General features: G+C 63.5%; 19 protein-coding genes and 1 tRNA gene. 6 read left to right on the forward strand and 14 right to left on the reverse strand.

The annotated features are described in order from the left end of the window. Positions 1 to 55: 55 nt before the first annotated feature. The 4 genes from ASD76_RS06465 to ASD76_RS06480 all read left to right on the forward strand — a co-directional run bounded on the left by ASD76_RS06465 (position 56) and on the right by ASD76_RS06480 (position 3,122). Entirely contained in the window at positions 56 to 646 is a 591-nt protein-coding gene (locus tag ASD76_RS06465) for a urate hydroxylase PuuD (RefSeq protein ID WP_055920096.1), read from the forward strand. Positions 647 to 859: 213 nt separating this feature from the next. Continuing rightward, positions 860 to 1,612: an OmpA family protein gene (locus tag ASD76_RS06470; protein ID WP_055920099.1), complete on the forward strand. Its 753-nt coding sequence runs from the start codon at positions 860 to 862 to the stop codon at positions 1,610 to 1,612. A gap of 78 nt (positions 1,613 to 1,690) precedes the next feature. After that, a complete protein-coding gene (locus tag ASD76_RS06475) occupies positions 1,691 to 2,320 on the forward strand; it encodes a MarC family NAAT transporter (protein WP_268760326.1) in 630 nt (209 codons plus the stop codon). A gap of 109 nt (positions 2,321 to 2,429) precedes the next feature. Beyond that, positions 2,430 to 3,122 carry a DUF3313 family protein gene (locus ASD76_RS06480; RefSeq protein WP_055923013.1) on the forward strand — a complete coding sequence of 231 codons (693 nt, stop codon included), beginning with the start codon at positions 2,430 to 2,432 and terminating at the stop codon, positions 3,120 to 3,122. A gap of 3 nt (positions 3,123 to 3,125) precedes the next feature. Here ASD76_RS06480 and ASD76_RS06485 read toward each other — a convergent pair whose 3' ends face one another. The 10 genes from ASD76_RS06485 to ASD76_RS06525 all read right to left on the reverse strand — a co-directional run bounded on the left by ASD76_RS06485 (position 3,126) and on the right by ASD76_RS06525 (position 11,258). Beyond that, a complete protein-coding gene (locus ASD76_RS06485; protein WP_055920105.1) occupies positions 3,126 to 5,021 on the reverse strand; it encodes a potassium transporter Kup in 1,896 nt (631 codons plus the stop codon). An 87-nt stretch (positions 5,022 to 5,108) separates the two neighbouring features. Then, positions 5,109 to 5,768, reverse strand: coding sequence for a tetratricopeptide repeat protein (locus tag ASD76_RS06490; RefSeq protein ID WP_055920108.1), 660 nt, complete (start codon positions 5,766 to 5,768; stop codon positions 5,109 to 5,111). Continuing rightward, positions 5,765 to 6,175: a cytochrome c-type biogenesis protein gene (locus ASD76_RS06495; RefSeq protein WP_055920111.1), complete on the reverse strand. Its 411-nt coding sequence runs from the start codon at positions 6,173 to 6,175 to the stop codon at positions 5,765 to 5,767. Before ASD76_RS06495 ends, ASD76_RS06490 begins: the two co-directional genes overlap by 4 nt. After that, a complete protein-coding gene (locus tag ASD76_RS06500; protein ID WP_055920113.1) occupies positions 6,172 to 6,699 on the reverse strand; it encodes a DsbE family thiol:disulfide interchange protein in 528 nt (175 codons plus the stop codon). Before ASD76_RS06500 ends, ASD76_RS06495 begins: the two co-directional genes overlap by 4 nt. Next, complete coding sequence (locus ASD76_RS06505; protein WP_055920117.1) at positions 6,696 to 8,672, reverse strand: heme lyase CcmF/NrfE family subunit; 1,977 nt, start codon at positions 8,670 to 8,672, stop codon at positions 6,696 to 6,698. The genes ASD76_RS06500 and ASD76_RS06505 overlap by 4 nt, the downstream gene beginning before the upstream one ends. Next, positions 8,669 to 9,127, reverse strand: a complete 459-nt coding sequence (gene ccmE / locus ASD76_RS06510) for a cytochrome c maturation protein CcmE (protein ID WP_055920120.1) — start codon at positions 9,125 to 9,127, stop codon at positions 8,669 to 8,671. The genes ASD76_RS06505 and ccmE overlap by 4 nt, the downstream gene beginning before the upstream one ends. Then, on the reverse strand, positions 9,124 to 9,264 hold the full coding sequence (locus ASD76_RS18530; protein ID WP_200943050.1) for a hypothetical protein: 141 nt from the start codon (positions 9,262 to 9,264) through the stop codon (positions 9,124 to 9,126). The genes ccmE and ASD76_RS18530 overlap by 4 nt, the downstream gene beginning before the upstream one ends. Continuing rightward, on the reverse strand, positions 9,264 to 9,983 hold the full coding sequence (ccmC, locus tag ASD76_RS06515; protein ID WP_055920123.1) for a heme ABC transporter permease CcmC: 720 nt from the start codon (positions 9,981 to 9,983) through the stop codon (positions 9,264 to 9,266). Before ccmC ends, ASD76_RS18530 begins: the two co-directional genes overlap by 1 nt. A gap of 82 nt (positions 9,984 to 10,065) precedes the next feature. After that, a complete protein-coding gene (locus ASD76_RS06520; RefSeq protein WP_055920125.1) occupies positions 10,066 to 11,130 on the reverse strand; it encodes a Leu/Phe/Val dehydrogenase in 1,065 nt (354 codons plus the stop codon). Positions 11,131 to 11,181: 51 nt separating this feature from the next. Continuing rightward, positions 11,182 to 11,258, reverse strand: a tRNA-His gene (locus ASD76_RS06525). Positions 11,259 to 11,440: 182 nt separating this feature from the next. Between ASD76_RS06525 and ASD76_RS06530 the strand changes: the two genes are divergently transcribed. Continuing rightward, a complete protein-coding gene (locus ASD76_RS06530; protein WP_055920128.1) occupies positions 11,441 to 12,076 on the forward strand; it encodes a prolyl hydroxylase family protein in 636 nt (211 codons plus the stop codon). Positions 12,077 to 12,111: 35 nt separating this feature from the next. After that, a complete protein-coding gene (locus ASD76_RS06535) occupies positions 12,112 to 12,486 on the forward strand; it encodes a GFA family protein (RefSeq protein WP_235506539.1) in 375 nt (124 codons plus the stop codon). A 735-nt stretch (positions 12,487 to 13,221) separates the two neighbouring features. Here the strand turns inward: ASD76_RS06535 and rpmE are convergent. From rpmE to bamA, 4 genes are all read right to left on the reverse strand, one after another. Further along, on the reverse strand, positions 13,222 to 13,449 hold the full coding sequence (rpmE, locus tag ASD76_RS06540) for a 50S ribosomal protein L31 (protein ID WP_055920134.1): 228 nt from the start codon (positions 13,447 to 13,449) through the stop codon (positions 13,222 to 13,224). A gap of 113 nt (positions 13,450 to 13,562) precedes the next feature. Beyond that, the gene (gene fabZ / locus ASD76_RS06545; RefSeq protein ID WP_055920137.1) at positions 13,563 to 14,042 is read right to left on the reverse strand and encodes a 3-hydroxyacyl-ACP dehydratase FabZ; all 480 of its coding nucleotides are present in this window, start codon (positions 14,040 to 14,042) and stop codon (positions 13,563 to 13,565) included. Between the two features lie 21 nt (positions 14,043 to 14,063). After that, the gene (locus ASD76_RS06550; protein ID WP_055920140.1) at positions 14,064 to 14,741 is read right to left on the reverse strand and encodes an OmpH family outer membrane protein; all 678 of its coding nucleotides are present in this window, start codon (positions 14,739 to 14,741) and stop codon (positions 14,064 to 14,066) included. Then, the gene (gene bamA / locus ASD76_RS06555) at positions 14,741 to 17,518 is read right to left on the reverse strand and encodes an outer membrane protein assembly factor BamA (protein ID WP_156457570.1); all 2,778 of its coding nucleotides are present in this window, start codon (positions 17,516 to 17,518) and stop codon (positions 14,741 to 14,743) included. The genes ASD76_RS06550 and bamA overlap by 1 nt, the downstream gene beginning before the upstream one ends. Positions 17,519 to 17,526: the final 8 nt, after the last annotated feature.

The following is a 17,526-nucleotide window of genomic DNA, read 5'->3' on the forward strand; positions in this document are numbered from 1 at the left end:
GGCAAGCCGCTTGGCGTTAGACCACGCCAGCAATTGGGAAGAAGGGGGAACCTCCATGGCAAAACTATTCGGCAATCTGCATCTTGTGCTGCTCATCGGCCTGGTGCTGGCGATTGCGGTAATCGCGAGTTTTACCGGCTGGACCGGCGAAAGCGCGCGCGACGTCGCTGACGACGTTATGCGCTGGCTGCATCTGTTTTTCGGCGTCGTGTGGATCGGCCTGCTCTACTACCTGAACTTCGTGCAGGTCCCGACCATGCCGAAGATTCCGGCCGAACTGAAGAAGGGCGTTACGGGCTACATCGCTCCGGCGGTGCTGTTCTTCTTCCGCTACGGTGCGCTGTTCACGGTCCTGACCGGCCTCGCGATCGCGTTTCACAACGGCTACGGCGCCGATGCGCTCCTGTTCCGGGGCGTGGGCGCTGACGGGATCAACCTGATCGGCCTCGGTATGTGGCTGGCGATTATCATGGCCTCCAACGTGTGGTTCGTGATCTGGCCGGCGCAGAAGAAGATCCTCGGCCTGGTGGAAGCCACTGACGAGGCGAAGGCCAAGGCCGCCCCAGTCGCTCTCATCGCCAGCCGGACCAATGTGATCCTCTCGCTGCCTATGTTCTACGCGATGGTCAGCGCCAACCTCGGCTAATTAGGCAAGTTTGCACTTACCGGGGGCGTCGCGACTGGTCGCGGCGCCCCTTTTTACACGTTAAGGGCGATAATTAGGGACTCGCCCCGCACGAATTCAGTGTTTGCCCCGATCAGCGAACGGCCGCGAGAGGTCTAGACCCATCGCTTCTGACGGGGGTCGCTACTCCGTTTTTCGCACTCCCGTCGCATGCCTAAAGGGAGACCACCGGTGATGATCGGCAAAAAACTCGTGCTTGCCGCCAGCGTGGCGCTGCTGGCTTCCACCCCCGCCCTCGCCCAGGATGACAAGCTGGAAGGCGTCATCATCCGCTCCGGCGATGGCCAGGTCGTGCTTCAGGCCGGCAACACCCAGCAGACAGTCACGCTCGATTCCGACACGCGTATCCGCCAGACTGCGGGTGCGTTGAATGTCCGTAAGGAAGACAAGACGGCATCCGATTTGCTCCCGGGCCTGCCGATCAAGGTCCAGGGGACCAACAACGGCAGTTCGTTCGCGGCTGACGAGATCGAATTCAAGCAGAGCGACTATCGCACCGCAGTGCAGATCAGGGCCGGACAGACCGAAACCCGCGAAGCGCTGGCGCAGACCGGCGAATTCGACGTTCGCGCAGAAACCAACGTCTACTTCGCCAGCGGTAGTTCGGCAATCAACGCCGCCGGCAAGCGCTCGCTCAATGACCTCGCGACTCAGGCGCAGTCCATCGAAGGTTATGCCATCTCGGTTCTCGGTTATGCCGATCCCACGGGAGACGCCGCGGCCAACCAGCGGCTGAGCGATCGCCGCGCACAGAACGTGATCGACTACCTCAAGCAGCGCCCCGGCATCCAACCCGGGCGCGTCATCGCCGCTTCGGCGATGGGTGAGGTCGATACGGGTGCCGCACCGACGACAGCCTCAAATGCCGAAGCCCGCCGCGTGACTGCCCGTGTGGTCACCAGCAAAGCCCGGCTCGCCAACCCGTAAGCCGCCGCCGGACCTGCGGCTTTGGTCGCGTGATCCGTTCTATGAGGGAGGAACGCGATACAGCTGTTTCTGCAAGCGCTGGCGATCTGCTTCGGGGCGATGTTCCCGATCGTGAATCCGTTCAGCACGGCGCCGCTGTTCGTTTCGCTGACCGCGGAAATGAGCCCGGAGCAGATCCGTCGGCAGGCGTTGAAGGGCTGCCTTTACGGGTTCGCCATCCTGATGGTTTTCCTGCTGCTGGGCGCGCGCATCTCCAACTTCTTTGGAATTTCCGTGCCGGGCATCCGCGTCGCCGGCGGCCTGATTATTGCGGCGGTGGGATATCGCATGCTCTTCCCCAAGCCCAAGGCGCCCGTGGCCAGTCAGGACAAGGGACCACCCCAGAGCATCGAGATCGCCTTCACGCCGATTGCCATGCCCAGTCTTGCCGGACCGGGGTCGATCTCCGTCGTTCTCGCGGGAGCAACGCGGATCCGCAGCTTCCCGGTCGACGATTGGGTTCCGATACTCGCGGGCGTGACCGTGGGACTGGCAGCGACCTTCGTCATCGCCTTCATCGTCCTTCGCGGCGCGGGGTCACTGGTTCGTTTCCTCGGCCACAACGGCATCGATGCCATGACGCGGATCTTCGGCTTCCTGCTCATGTGCATCAGCATGGAGTTTCTGCTCGGCGGTATTGCCGAATTCTATGGCATCTCACGAGCGTGAGCGGCGGAGAGTGCGGCACAATTCCCGCCGCTATTGAGGGGTTTTCCCGGATGGTTCCGGGGTGCTCCCAGGGCCTAACTTCGATCAACTCCCGATGAGGATGAACCCGATGAAGCATAGCCTCATTGCCGCGGTCGCGGCGCTCGCATTGCTTGGGTCAGCGCCCGTCTTGGGCCAGGTGAACGAGAACCAGTGGGAAAATCTGGTTCGGGTCAAATCCGACAAGATCGACATGGTCTATCTCGCGCCCGGAGCCGACTTCCGTCCCTATACGAAAGTCATGTTCGCCAAGCCGCACCTGGCCATGCGTGCGAACTGGATCCGCGACCAGCGACGCAACAGCTCCCAGGGCCTGCGGATCAGCGAGTCCTTTGTGCGCGACGCCCTGGACAAGGCGACCGTCGAATTTGAAGCGATATTCAAGCAGGCCTTCACCGATGCCGGCTACACGATCGTGACCACGCCGGGGCCCGATGTCCTGGAACTGGTCACCGGTGCCATCGACATCGACGTGACCGCGCCTGACGCTCCGACCGCGGGCAGGACGCGCGTCTATTCGCAAGAGGCCGGCGCAGCGACCATCGTCATCGAAGCTCGAGATTCGATGACCGGAGCCGTCCTTGGTCGGGCGATCGAGCGCCGCCTCGCGGGTGACAACGGTCCGTGGATCCGCAACCGCGTTACCAACCGGCACGACTTCGAGCAGATCTTCAGGCGTTGGGCCGAAGCCAGTGCGAACGGCCTGGCCGAGCTCAAGCAGCTTTCGCCAGTCGATACGGAAGGCAAAGCGCTGGCGCGCTAAAGCCTAGATTTCGACCTGGCTGCCGAGTTCCACCACCCGGTTCGTGGGCAGGCGGAAGAACTCCATCGGCGTCGCCGCATTCCGCATCATCCACGCGAACAGCTTCTCGCGCCAGATCGCCATCCCGGGCTTGTCTGCGGAAAGCAGCGTCTGGCGGGAGAGGAAGAAGCTCGTCTGCATCATCTCGAACTTCCCGCCGCACATCTCCATCTGCTTGAGCGCGGCCGGAATGTCGGTCTCTTCCATGAAGCCGTAGTGCAGCACCACGCGATAGAAACCGTCGCGCATGTCGTGGATTTCGTATCGGTTTTCAGGCTGGACGTAAGGCACGTCGGCAATCTGCACCGTCAGCACAACCACCCGGTCGTGCAGCACCTTGTTGTGCTTGATGTTGTGCAGCAGCGCAGAAGGCGTTCCGTGCGAGCCGGAGTTCATGAAGATCGCCGTCCCCTGAACTTTGGCAGTGCTATTGCGCGCCGACTTGGCGAAGATGTCGAGCGGAAGGCCCACCTCGCTCATCCGCTCGCGCATCAGGCGGCGGCCCTTGGCCCAGGTGGTTAGCATCGTGAAAGTGATCGCGCCGACCAGCAGCGGGAACCAGCCACCGTCCGGGATCTTGGTGAGGTTCGCGGCGAAATAGGCGCCGTCGAGCAGGAAGAAGACCGAAATCACCGCGATGACCAGCGGCAGCGGCCAATTCCAGACCCGGCGTACCAGCACCGTCAGCATGATCGTGGTACAGATCATCGTACCCGTCACGGCGATACCGTAGGCCGCGGCGAGGTTGGACGATTCCCCGAAGCTCACCACCAGCAGGATAACAAGCAGCATCAGGCTCCAGTTGACCGCGGGAATGTAGATCTGCCCGTGAGCGCTCGCCGAAGTATGACTGATGCGCAGACGCGGCATCACGCCCAGTTGCACGGCCTGCTGCATAACCGAATAGGCGCCGGTAATCACCGCCTGGCTGGCGATGACCGTGGCCGCTGTGGCCAACAGCACCAGGGGCAAACGCAGGTCTTCGGGGGCCAACAGGAAGAACGGGTTCTCGGCCGCAGCCGGATTGCGAAGCAGCAGCGAGGCCTGGCCGAGATAGTTGAGCAGCAATGCAGGGAAGATCAGAATGATCCAGGCGACCTGGATCGGCTTGCGCCCGAAATGGCCGATGTCGGCATAAAGCGCCTCGGCCCCGGTCAGCGCCAGGACCGCAGAGCCGAGCGCAAGGAAGGCGAGGTACGGGTCGGTGGCGAAGAAGTGGTAGATCCAGATGGGATTGAGCGCCTGGAGCACCTCGGGCCGAAGCACGATGCTCGACACGCCCAGCACGGCCAGCGTAACGAAATAGACCAGCATGACCGGGCCGAACAATGTGCCCACACGCTCCGTGCCGCGCTTCTGGATCAGGAACAGCCCAATCAGGATCCCCGACGCCGCCGGCAAGACATAGGGCGCAAAGTTGTTCTGGACCACAGTTAGGCCCTCGACCGCCGACAGCACCGAGATCGCCGGAGTAATCATGCAGTCGCCCAGGAACAGCGCCGTGGCGAAAATGCCGAGCAGGACCAGCCCGTTGCTCCAACGCCCTCCGCTTCCGGTCTTGCGCTGGATCAGCGCGAGCAGTGCCAGGCTGCCACCTTCGCCCTTGTTGTCCGCCCGCAGTGTCAGGAACACGTATTTGCCGGTCACCAGGATCATTAGCGACCAGAACATCACGCTGACCACACCGTAGACGTGAACGAGGTCGACCGCCAAGGGATGGTGGCCGACGAAAGTCTCCTTCATCGCGTAAAGCGGGCTGGTGCCGATGTCGCCGTAGACGACGCCTACGGCGCCCACGGCCAGCTTGGCCAACCCTGCTCTGGAACTGTCGGAGTGGTGGGAATGCGAGACGTCAGTCATCGGGATTTAGGGCCCCCTGCGCGACTCAGTCGTGCGGAGCGCGGCGCTTAGCAGCGGCATCATGACGCCGCAATGCGTGCAGAGGGCTCAATCCTGTTGCGGGACAGGTGCTTGCCCGGAAAACTGCGCGATCAGAGCATCGAGCCGTACGAGCCGTTCCTCGAGCAGCGCGCGACCTGCCGCATCCTCGGGGGAGCCTTCCACGGTCGCCTGCCAAACGCCACGCGCTTCAATCAGCTGGCCCTGCCTGATCAGCGCCAGGCCGAGGAAATAGCCCGGGCCGACACCGTCGGGATCGAGCTCCGAGGCTCGGCGATAAGCGACCAAGGACGGCTCCGTCAGGATCCCGCCAGAGTGTTCGACCAGCGCATTGCCCAGCGCGAGCCAGGCTTCGGCATCGCGAGGATTGTCATGCACTGCCCCGCGCAACATCGCAGCGGCGTTGGCGAATTGCCCCTGACGGGCGAGCGCATCGGCGATCACCAGCTTCTTGTTCCCCGACAGAGCCGAAGATCCGATCATTTCCTTGCGCTCATCGACGTAGGAGAAGCCGGAATCGATCTCTCCTGCGGCGCGCGGCGCGGCAGGGGCGCCGGGAACGCCGGGGCTGGCCTGTACGGCATAACCCGCGAGACCGAGCGCAAGAGCGGCGGCAAACGATGTCCAGCCTTGCCTCGGAACGCCGAGTACGAAGGCGGCCAGGGCGAACGCCGCGAGGGCGACGGCTATGGCGATCAGCCAGCTCATTTTGCTTTCCTCAGCCGGCGCAGGATGATGAGTATCGCGAGCGCCATTAGCGCCAACGGAATTGCGAACAGCGGCCAGGTCGTGGCGCTGATCTCAGGCTTGTAGCTAACGTAATCGCCGTAGCGCTCGATCAGCCAGGCGCGCACGTGCTCCGGCTCCTCGCCCGCGGCAATGCGGGTGCGGACCTGGTGGCGCATGTCGCCGGCCATCGGCGCGTCGCTGTCGGCGATCGACTGGCTCTGGCACTTGAGACAGCGGAGCGTCTCCATCAGCGCCTGAGCCTTGGCCTCTAGCTCCGGGTCGTCGAGCTGACGGTAGGCGTAGGGCGCCGGCGGGAGCGAGTCCTGCGCGGCGACGGGAGCGGCAAGGGCCAGCAACATCGCTGCAAGGATCAGGCGCGCGTTCATGCGCCCGCCTTCCGCAGCTCTTCGAGCAGCTTGGGGATGTCGTTATCGCGGATGTCGCCGATGTGCTGGTAGCGGATCACGCCCTGGCCATCGATGACGAAGGTTTCGGGGACGCCCGAAGAACCAATCGACAGCTGGACGGCGCTGATGTCATCCTTGCCGATGCGGCTGAACGGGTTGCCGTAGGCCTCAAGGAATGCGGCGACGTCTTCGGGACGGTCGCGGATGGCGACGGCGACGATGTTTGCGCCGCTTGCCTCCAGTTGCGCCAACTGCGGTGCTTCGGCCCTGCAGGGGACGCACCAGCTGGCGAAGATGTTGAGCAGCTTGGGCTGTCCGTCAGCCAGGTTGACGCTGGACAGGCCCGGCCGGTCGGCAACCGCGGCTGGCAGTTCGAACGCCGGAATCGGTTCTCCGATCATCGCGCTGTGGACGAACTCGTCCTTCGGCTGCGAAAGCTGCCAGGCAAACAGCCCGAACAGACCGGCGACCAGCGCCAATAGGACCCAACGTAGCCAGGTCACACGGTCACCTCGGCCGGTTCAAGCTCAGGCACCGCCTCCGTCGATCGACGAGCAGCGATCTGCGCCTGCGCCGAACGGCGCAGGAGATCGCCCGAGAGACGGCCGACCAAGGCCAGCGAACCGCCCAGCGCGATCAGCACGCCGCCGTACCAGATCCATGTCACGAACGGCTTCCACCACAGGCGTATCTGCCAGCGCCCGCCTTCGGCCTCTCCGCCGATCACGGCGTAGAGCTGGCCGTTCCAGCGAGTGTGCAGCGCGGACTCGCTGGTCTGCTGCGGCGGAGTCCAGAAGCTGCGTGCCTGGGGCTTGAGTTCATGCTCGGCCCCGCCGTTATAGCTTGCCAACAAGCGCGCCTCGAGCGCGGTCCAGTTGGGTCCGGCGACAGGATCGACTGAGGCCAGCTTGACAGACCAAGGGCCCACTTGCGCCGTTTCGCCCACTTTCGCGGCGACCAGCTTTTCCTTGGTAAAGGCCGTATCCGCCGCCATGCCGAACAGCGCGACCGCGATCCCGAAGTGCGCAACCACCATGCCCCAGACCGGCAGCGGCAACCGGCGCAGCGAACGGCCGCGCAACGGGAGGACACTGCCGACGGCCACTGCGGCCGCAAGCGTCATGCCCAGCAAAGGCATGAGCGCGATCCCGGCAATCAGCCATCCGGCGAGAAGCACGGCAAAGCCCACTACTCCGATCGCGATCACCGGCAGGCGAATGCGGGCAAAGCTGTCCCGCCGCCAACGCAGCAAGGGCCCAACCGCCAGCACGACCAGCATCGGCAGGAAGAAGATCGCACCCACCGGATTGAAGTACGGCGGCCCGACCGAGACCCGCACATCGAACGCCTCGGTCAGCAGCGGATAGAGCGTGCCCAACAGCACGATGCCCAGGATCGCCGAGAGCGCCACGTTGTTCACCACCAGGGCGCCCTCGCGGCTCAGCACCGAGAAGCGCTCGCCTTCGGCAATCGTGCCGGCCCTAAAAGCAAACAGCGCCAGTGCGCCACCAATGTAGATTGCGAGCAGGACTAGGATGAACGTGCCGCGCTCGGGGTCTACGGCGAAGGCATGGACGCTAGTGAGAATGCCCGAACGCACGAGGAACGTGCCGATCATGCTCATCGAGAAGGCCACCACGCCAAGCATGATTGTCCAGGCCCTCAACGCATCGCGGGAGGCCAGCACGCTTACCGAATGGAGCAGAGCAGTCGCCGCCAGCCACGGCATAAGCGAGGCGTTCTCGACCGGGTCCCAGAACCACCAGCCGCCCCAACCGAGCTCATAGTAAGCCCAGTAGCTGCCCGCGGTGATGCCGAGCGTGAGGAAGATCCACGCGCCGAGCACCCAGGGCCGCATGACCTTGGCGAAATCAGGCGTGACCTGCCTTGTCAGCAGCGCGCCGACCGCGAAGCTGAAGGCGATCGAGAGGCCGACATAGCCGAAGTAGAGCGTGGGCGGATGCAGCGCGAGACCGATGTCCTGCAGCAGCGGATTGAGCCCTGCCCCTTCGGCCGCCACCGGCACGAGCCGTTCAAACGGGTTCGAGGAAACCAGCAGGAAGGCATAGAAGCCGAGCCCGACAAACGCCTGCGAGGCGAGCGTGGCCAGCATGGTCCGCTCCGGCAGGCGGCGCTCAAGGAAGGCGATCAGACCGCCGGCCAGCGCCATCACCGTGACCCACAGCAGCATCGAGCCTTCGTGGTTGCCCCAGGCCCCGGCGAGCTTGAAGATGAACGGCTTGTCCGAATGCGAGTTCTTCGCGACCAGCGCGACCGACAGGTCAGTGCGCGCGAAAAGCAGGAGCAAGGCACCGAACGAAAGCGCGCACAACAGCGCTTGAGTGACCGCGGCCGGACGAACCAGCGCAGACAGCTCCGATCGCCTCTCCCGCAAGCCCAGGAAACCGGCGAGCAGCTGGAGGCCCGCAAGGGCAGCAGCTAGCCAAAGGGCGGAAAGGCCGAATTCGGCGATCATTGGGTTTCCGCGACCGTTTCCCGCTTCTGGGCGGCAGACATGTCCTCGAGTTCGCGCGGCATGTAGTTCTCGTCGTGCTTGGCGAGCAGGTTGTCCGCCTTGAAGGTGCCGTCGGGCCGCAACGAGCCTTCGGCGACCACGCCCGATCCTTCGACGAACAAGTCGGGCACGATGCCGGAGAAGACCACCGGAATGCGTGCAGTTCCGTCACCGACAATGAAATGGATCGTCACGCCATCGGCCATGGTCTTGAGCGACCCGGCCTCGACCATTCCGCCAAGACGCACGGCCTGGCCCGCCGCGGGCGGATTGCCTGCCATGTCGCTCGGCACGTAGAAATAGCTCGCTTGGTTGCGCAGCGCCCAGGCCGCAAGCAGTGCGGCGCCGATCAGTGCGGCGACGGCGACCAGGATCAGCACCAGGCGCTGATGCTTGGGCTTGAGCGCGCTGGTCATCGGGCACGAGCCCTATCGCGCCGGCTTTCGGCGGCGCGCATGGAGAGCCAGCTCCACGCCACCAGCGCCAGAGTGCCCAGCACTCCGACGGCATAGGCCGCAATCACGAAATCCCAATGGTCTAGTGCTTCGCGCATCAATCCTCCAGCGCGCGCCGACGCAGCCGCGCTTCTGCCTGGACGTCGGCCAGAATCGCCCGCATCCGCGCGAGCACTACCCCGCCGAAGATGAACGAGAACCCGAGCGTCGCGACGGCAAGCGGAATGAGAAATTCGGCGGCCATGGCCGAACCGCCAGTGGTCAGGCTCGGCGGCTGGTGGAGCGAGTTCCACCACAGCACCGAGAAGTGGATGATCGGAATGTTCACCGCGCCGACGAGGCCAAAGATCGCCACGATGCGGCTCGACGCCCCTTCCCGGTCGGACGCCTGGGCGAGCGCGATGTAGCCGAAGTAGAGGAACAGCAGCACGAGCATGCTCGTCAGGCGCCCGTCCCACACCCACCAGGTACCCCAGGCGGGGCGACCCCAGATCGATCCGCTGGCGAGACAGATCGCCGCGAATACCGCTCCCGGAACGGCGGTAGCCCGGGCAGCAATCGCCGCCAGCGGGTGGCGCCAGACCAGCTCGACGAGGCTGGCGACGGCAATCGCCGTCCAACCGCCCATGCCGAGCCAGGCCGAGGGGACGTGGATGAAGACGATACGAACGGTGTCGCCCTGCAACCGCTCGGCCGGAGCGCCGAACAGGCCCCAGGCTAGCGAACCGGAAGTCAGCACGAGGCCAGCCAGCAACAAAGCCGGGGTCAGCCAGCGGGCGATCCGCAGGAAGCGGGCAGGATTAGCGAAGCCATGCATGGTCCGCGCGCGGCTTTGGCAGGTCAGGGTTCCGCGAGCAAGGGGCGACACGCGGCGTTTCGGACAAAATCAACGAAAGGGTCTAGCCTCGCCCAATCAACCGTTGCGCCATCCGGTCGGCCACGACGTCCGAGGACAGCCCGCTCTCATCGCTCTCGCGCCAGATCGATTCCAGGCGCTCGGGAATCTGCGCGATGCGCGCCCGGACTTCGTTCAGGTCGCAAGGCTCGCCGTGCTGGCGGCACAAGTACTCGAGACTGACATTGATGATGCCGCCCGCGTTGATGACATAGTCCGGAGCATAGAGAATGCCGCGCTCCGCCAGCAGGGCACCGTGTTCGCGCCGGGCCAGTTGGTTGTTCGCCCCACCTGCCACGATCGGGCAGTCGAGGCTGGCGATTCCCTCTGCATCGAGAATCGCCCCGAGCGCGTTCGGACTGAAGACATCGCACGAGGTCGCCATGATCTCGTCCGCGGCCACGGCCGTCGCGCCGAGGTCCGCCGCCAGCGCGGCAGCGCGGGCCGGAGTGATATCGGCCAAGGTCAGGCGTGCGCCTTCCTTTGCCAGCAACCGGGCTACCCCGCCGCCGACACTCCCGCAGCCCTGCAGAGCTACGCGAACGCCATCGAGGTCCTGGCGCCCGAGCTTGTGCGCCACCGCCGCCTTGATACCGAGGAAGATGCCCATCGCGGTGAACGGTCCGGGATCACCGCCCAGTTCTCCCTCGCCCGCGGGTAAACCGCAAACGTGCGGCGTCCGCTTGGAGATCGCGACCATGTCGGCCTCGCTCGCGCCGACATCCTCAGCTGTAACGTAACGGCCGCCGAGCGCGTCCACCGCATCGCCGAATGCGGCCAACATCTCGGGCGTCTTGGTCCGGTCCTTGTCGAGGAGAACGACAGCCTTGCCGCCGCCCATCGGCAGGCCGGCCATGGCATTCTTGTAGCTCATCCCGCGCGACAGCCGCAGCGCATCGCGCATACCGCCTTGCGGGTCGGCATAGTGCCAGAACCGCGTGCCCCCGGCGCCGGGGCCAAGATGGGTGGAATGGAGCGCAAGGATCGCCGTCAGGCCCGAAGCCTTGTCGTGTACCAGTTGGACGAGTTCGTGTTCGTCCCAGTCTGCTTCGGTCCAGAAAGCCGTCATGCAAAAGGCCTCGCGCAATAAGGTGCGAAAGCGCCAGGACATGGAGGGGAATGGGGCGATTGACGGGGTTTGAACCCGCGACCTCCGGTACCACAAACCGGCGCTCTAACCAACTGAGCTACAATCGCCACAGCCTCAGCCACCTTGCGCTGTGTCGCGGTGGCTCTCAGGCAGACGCACCAACCGGTCAAGCCAGATCGGCGCGGGCGCGAGCCTGTTGCACAGGTCACTTGCCAAGCAAAGTGAAAACTTCGTCAGGTGACGGTCAACGCAACTTTCTTACGCGAGGCTCCCCGGCTATCCAGGGCTGATGGCGAATCCTGGAGAGACCACTGCCGATCACCTGGCCGCCCGGCCGGGGCTGCGGCGCGTACCGACACCAAGGGCTGAAGTGTACGACTTGCCCGGTTTCCTTTCTCCCGAGCTCTGCACGCGCCTGATCGCGCTGATCGACAAGGATCGCCGGCCCTCCACCATCGCCGACGCCAATGGCGATCACTATTTCCGCACCAGCGAGACTTGCGACCTCAGCCCGGAGGAACCGGCGGTGCAGGAACTCGAGGCTTTGCTCATCGGTCTCAACGGGATTGATGCTGCCTACGGTGAGCCAGTCCAGGGCCAGCGTTACGAAGTCGGCCAGGAATTCAAGAATCACACCGACTACTTCGAACCCTCGGGGCAGGACTTCGAGAAGTACTGCTCGGTCGCCGGGCAGCGGACCTGGACCTTCATGATCTACCTCAACGATGTCGAGGCAGGCGGCGCGACGCGGTTCAAGGTGATCGACAAGATGTTTCGGCCGCAGGAAGGCAAGCTGCTGTGCTGGAACAACCACCGCCCCGACGGCAGCCTGAACCCCGCGACGCTCCATCACGGAATGAAGGTGCGCAAGGGTGTGAAATACGTGATCACCAAATGGTATCGTGAAAGGCCCTGGGGATGGTGAGCGTTCAGCGATCTGGATCATGCCATTGCGGCGCGGTGAAGTTCACGGCCCAGGTCGAGGAGCCGCTGCGCGGGGCGCGCTGCGATTGCTCGATTTGCTCAACCAAGGGCGCGGTCACGGTAGGGACGCCGCTGGATGGACTGGTGATCCTGGAGGGCGAAGACCAGCTCGGCTGCTATCAGTTCAACACCAAGGTGGCGAAACACTACTTCTGCTCGGTGTGCGGTACGTACACTTTCCATCAGCGGCGTTCTGACCCGGATACCTACGGGGTCAACGTAGCCTGTCTCGGCCTCAATTCGTATCACGACTTTCCGGACGTTGCGGTGGTGGATGGCAGGCACCACGTTCGCGATACAGGTAAGGGCAGGCTTGCCGGGCGGCTGAAGTTTGAGCCCTCAGGAGATTGATATCGCCTGTTGGGCGAGCCGTCGCTCTTGACATTTCTAACCAAATAGGTTATATGCCCCGCCGTCAGAATGCCACTGACAAGCGACGGGTGCGGGGGCGTAGCGCTTCGTTCTCACTCCCGCAGCTAAGGCCGGCGCCCTTCCGACATCGTCAGAGGGTGTCCAGCGTAGGATACGAGGATGACAACCACTGGCGGGACCTGCGAGCCCTAACGGCCAGTGCCTCTTATCCGACAGGGCCGAGCAGCGAGTTTTGGTCGCAGCCCTCGCCGCCGTTCGCATTCCATGCTCGCGCAAGGCAATCCTGTGACGCCCAGGACGCGCCGGCCGAGCAGCGAGTTTTGGTCGCAGCCCTCGCCGCCGTTCGCATTCCATGCTCGCGCAAGGCAATCCTGTGACGCCCAGGACGCGCCGGCCTTTGCCCGTCCGCGATGTTCTCTCTCGGCGTTAGGCCCGCGCTCGCCCGCGGGCGATCTTGCATGTCCGAGTTTCAGATCCTCCCCAGCATGGGGAGGGGGACCATGCGCAGCATGGTGGAGGGGCACGGGCGGATGTGCGCTCCCCCGAAAGCTCAGAGCAACCCGAGGGTGCCCCTCCACTAACCTTCGGTTGGTCCCCCTCCCCGGGCCGGGGAGGATGGGCTCAGCGTTTGACTTGGCAATCCCCGTAGGCACCACAAAAGAAAAGGGCGGCCCCGCAGGACCGCCCTCACTTGTCTCAAATTCGAGGCTTGGCTCAGTTCTTCTTGAGCGTGAGCCCGCCGAAGCGCTTGTTGAACTGCGCAACGCGGCCGCCCTGGTCGACCTGGCGCGTTCCGCCGGTCCAAGCCGGGTGGCTGGTCGGGTCGATGTCGAGGTGCAGCGTGTCGCCTTCCTTGCCCCAGGTGGAGCGAGTTTCGAACACGGTGCCGTCGGTCATCTGCACCTTGATCATGTGGTAATCGGGATGGGTATCGGCCTTCATCGCATTAGTCCTTCGAGCGTTTGACCGGTTCCGACCGGCCCTGCAATATCGGGAAAGGCGCGCCCTTACAGATGGGCGCGAGTAATTGCAACCTGGCTCAGGCCGCGCCTAAATCAGTTTGCGCTGGGCGGATCGGCGACCATCGCAGTGAATTGCACTTCGCAGGTCACTTTGCCCTCGACGCTGGCCTTGCCCCAGAACTTGCACACGCGGGCGCGCTTCTGGACGAAGCCGACGTTGAGGTCGAGCAGGCAACCGGGCTCCACCGGGGCGCGGAACTTCGCTTCCTCGATCGCCATGAAATAGACCAGCTTGCCCGAACCGGCGAGCTGGAGCGTTTCGATCGCCAGGATCGCCGCCGCCTGGGCCAGCGCTTCGATCTGCAGCACGCCCGGCATGATCGGCCGGCCAGGGAAATGGCCCTGGAAGAACTGCTCGTTGAAGCTGACTGCCTTTACCGCGTGAATCTCCTCGTCGATCTTCAGGCTCTTGACCCGATCGACGAGCAGCAGCGGATAGCGGTGCGGCAGGGCATTGAGGATTTGCACGATATCGTAAGCGTGCCCATCCACGGCCTGGTTTGCCTCTGTCATGCCCTGCCCCCGGATCGCTGCTTAGCGGCCCTGCGGCTGCGCAGCTTGCGGCTGAGCGGCCTGCTGCTGCTGCGCCTGCTGCTGCAACGCCGCCTGCACCAGAACCTGCTGCACTTCCTGGTACAGCGAGACAGTCTGCTGCTGCGGACGCCAGCCGGCCGGCACGGTCGTCGACACAGCCGGGACCAGCGTGTTGAGCGAAGTGGCGATTTCGTCGGTCACGTCAGCCGCCTGGCTGGCGTAGACCGCCTGGCCGGGCGAGAGGATCAGCTGCAGGCTGTGCTGGGTGACAACCTGCTGGACCGCCGGGCCGAACTGCTGCGCCACTTGCTCGAGAGCGTAGACACGAGCCTGCGTGATCGGCTGCTGGACCTGCGAAATCTGCTGGTCGAGACCTTCGATCTGGGTCCGGGCAGCTGTGTTGTTCTGCGCCGTGGTCGCCTCGGCTTCGCTCAGCTGGCCATCGTTGTTCACGTCGAACTGCTTCAGGGCCGCCTGGCGCTGCGACTGGAGCTGTTCAAGCTGGGTGCGCTGCGCCTGGTAGGTCTGGGAGATCTGCCCGAAAGCGGTCTGCAGGGCCTGCGAGGCGGCGATGGCGATAGCTGGCTCAGCCACGGCGATGCCGTTGACCTGGGCCGAGGCGGGGCTCGCAACGACGGCCAGAGCAAGCGCGGCAGTCGCGAAAAGTTGGTTCTTCATTAGAATTGGGTCCCTACGTTGAAGGAGAATTTCTTGGTGTCGTCGCCTTCCTGCTTGAGGATTGGATAAGCGAAGTCGATACGGAATGGTCCGAAGGGGGAGTTCCAGTTTACGCCGATACCGACCGAAAGGCGAGGCATCGCCGAATTGCCGAGGAACGTTTCCTTGAACGCCGGATAGGTCGTGCCGATCGGAATGTTGTTGGCCTGGCCATTGCTGGCCGGCAGGCAGCCCGGATTCGAATTGGTGGGACTGGTCACGATGACCGCCGTACCAGTACAAACGCCGCTGGAATTCAACGTAGAGTCGTTGATTTGCGTGTACAGCGGGTCACCCGTGGCATTGCGCGTCGGATAGAAACTGCCATTCGGGAAGGTGTCGATAAGGACCGGCGTCTTGACGCCGAAGACCGAGCCGATGTCGGCAAAGATCGACGGACGAATACCCATCTCGCGCGCGCCCGACCCCAGCGGGATTTCGAGTTCGGCTCTGCCAAGATAGTAGGCGTGTCCGCCCAGTGAATCGTTCTGAGTGTTCTTTGAATCGTAGGGTATCAGAACCCCGTTGCCGTCGGGACCGATAACAACATTGCCGGTCCCATCCGTTTCGTACAATTGCCTTATTACGCGAGGGCCAACGCCGCGAATATCAAAGCCGCGAATGTCAGGCTCGCCAAGGAAGAACCGATCGGTGAGCTGAACGTCATCCGTTTCCGGGCCCTTGTCTTTCAGGCCGTGGATATATCCGACTTCCGCTCCGAGCGTGAAGATGAAACCCGGGCGTAGCTGCCAAAACCGCTTCGCTTCCGCCCGTCCGCGAACGTAGTAGGTATCGCCGCCAAGGCCCGCCAGGTCGACACTGGCAATGGCTCGCTGACCACGTGTCGGTCGCGCGCCATTGTCCAAGGTGTTCTGAATGACCGACATGCCCAGAATTGAACTGGTGCGCTTGCCGATGGCGTCGCACAGATAGCGTCCGGCAAGGATCGGGTCGCAAGTCCGCACGCCATCGCCATCGAGGTCGGAGTAATACTGGTTTTCGTCGATGGTTACGTCTTCAAAGTTCAACGTATAGCGAGCAAGCGCTGAAACCGTCTCGGTCAGCGGAATTCCCAAACGCCCCTGAAGTCCTGTCGTCGAGGATTCGTAAGTGGCGGTGGTATCCTTGTAATAGGCGTTGTTGTAGTCGCGGCGGTAGATGTCGGCACCGGCCGAGATGTTCTTGTCGAATACGTAAGGCTCGGTGAAGCTGACGTTGAACGCTTGCGAATAGCGCGAATAGTTGAGCTGAAGGCCCACGGTCTGCCCGCGGCCGCGGAAGTTGTTCTGGCGGATCGAGCCCTGGAACACGAAGCTCTCAAGGCTGGAGAAGCCGGCCGAAAGCGAAAGCTCGCCCGTCGCCTGTTCCTGGACGTTAGCCTCGAGGACGATCCGGTCGGGCGCGCTGCCATCGACCTGCTCGATCTCGAAGTTCTCCTGGAAATAGCCCAGCGAGTTGATGCGCGCGGTCGAACGTTTGACGCTCAGCGAGTTGAACGCATCGCCTTCGGCAAGGCGGAACTCACGCCGGATAACCTTGTCCTGCGTCAGCGTGTTGCCGTTGATGTCGACCCGCTCGACATAGACGCGCGGCGCTTCGTTGATGACGAACTTGAGGTCCATCGTCAGGTTTTCGCGATTGCGCACGTACTGTGGGCGCACTTCGGCGAAGGCATAGCCGAACGTGCCAGCCGTCTCGGTGATGTTGTCGATGGTATCTTCGACCAACTTGGCATCATACCAGTCGCCGGTTTTCATCGGCAGCGCGTTGGTCATCACCGTGCTGTCGAAATCACGCAGCTGGCTTTCGACAGCGACGTTGCCGAACTTGTAGCGCTCACCCTCTTCCACCACGAACGTGATGATGAAGTCTTTCTTGTCCGGGGTCAGCTCGGCAACCGCAGAGACGATGCGGAAATCGACATAGCCGTTCTGCAGATAGAACGAGCGCAGCTGCTGCTGGTCGAACGCCAGCCTGTCAGGGTCATAGCTCGTCGTCGAGCTGAAGATCTTGGTCAGGCTGGCGACCTTGGTCACCATCTCGCCCTGCAACTCACCATCCGAGAACTGCTCGTTGCCGATGATGTTGATCTGGCGGACCTTGGACTTCGGACCTTCGTTGATCTCGAAGATGACATCGACGCGGTTCTGGTCGAGCTGGACCATCTGCGGCTCGACCGTTGCCGCGAAGCGACCCTGGCGCTTGTAGAGTTCGATGATGCGCGCGACGTCTGCGCGGACCTTGGAACGGGTGAATATCTGACGCGGCGCGAGCTTGATCTCGGGCAGGATCTTGTCGTCCTTGAGGCGCTTGTTGCCCTCCAGAACCACCCGGTTGATCACCGGGCTTTCGACGACCGTGATGACAACATTGCCGGTATTCGCGTCGAAATCGATGTTGAAGTCCGAAAACAGCTCGGTAGCGGCCAGGTCCTTGAGCGCCTGGTCGGCCAAGGCGGCAGTGTAGTTCTGCCCGACGCGCATCTGGATGTAAGATACGATCGTCGCGGGTTCGAGCCGCTGGGCGCCCGCCACCGCGATCGAACGGATCACGCCGCCTTCGGGCTGTGCCGGAGTTTGGGCTGGGGCCTGGGCAGCTGCTGCATCAAGCGGTGCCGGCGCTGCAGGTGGCTGGGCCTGTTGGGCAAGCGCCGCAACCGGAACTCCCGCCAGGACAGTGCACCCCAGGAGGGCCACAACGAAATGCGAGGCGCCGATCGACTTTGCCTTACCGCTCATGTCCCCAT

Source organism: Altererythrobacter sp. Root672, from assembly GCF_001427865.1.
Classification (GTDB): domain Bacteria; phylum Pseudomonadota; class Alphaproteobacteria; order Sphingomonadales; family Sphingomonadaceae; genus Croceibacterium_A.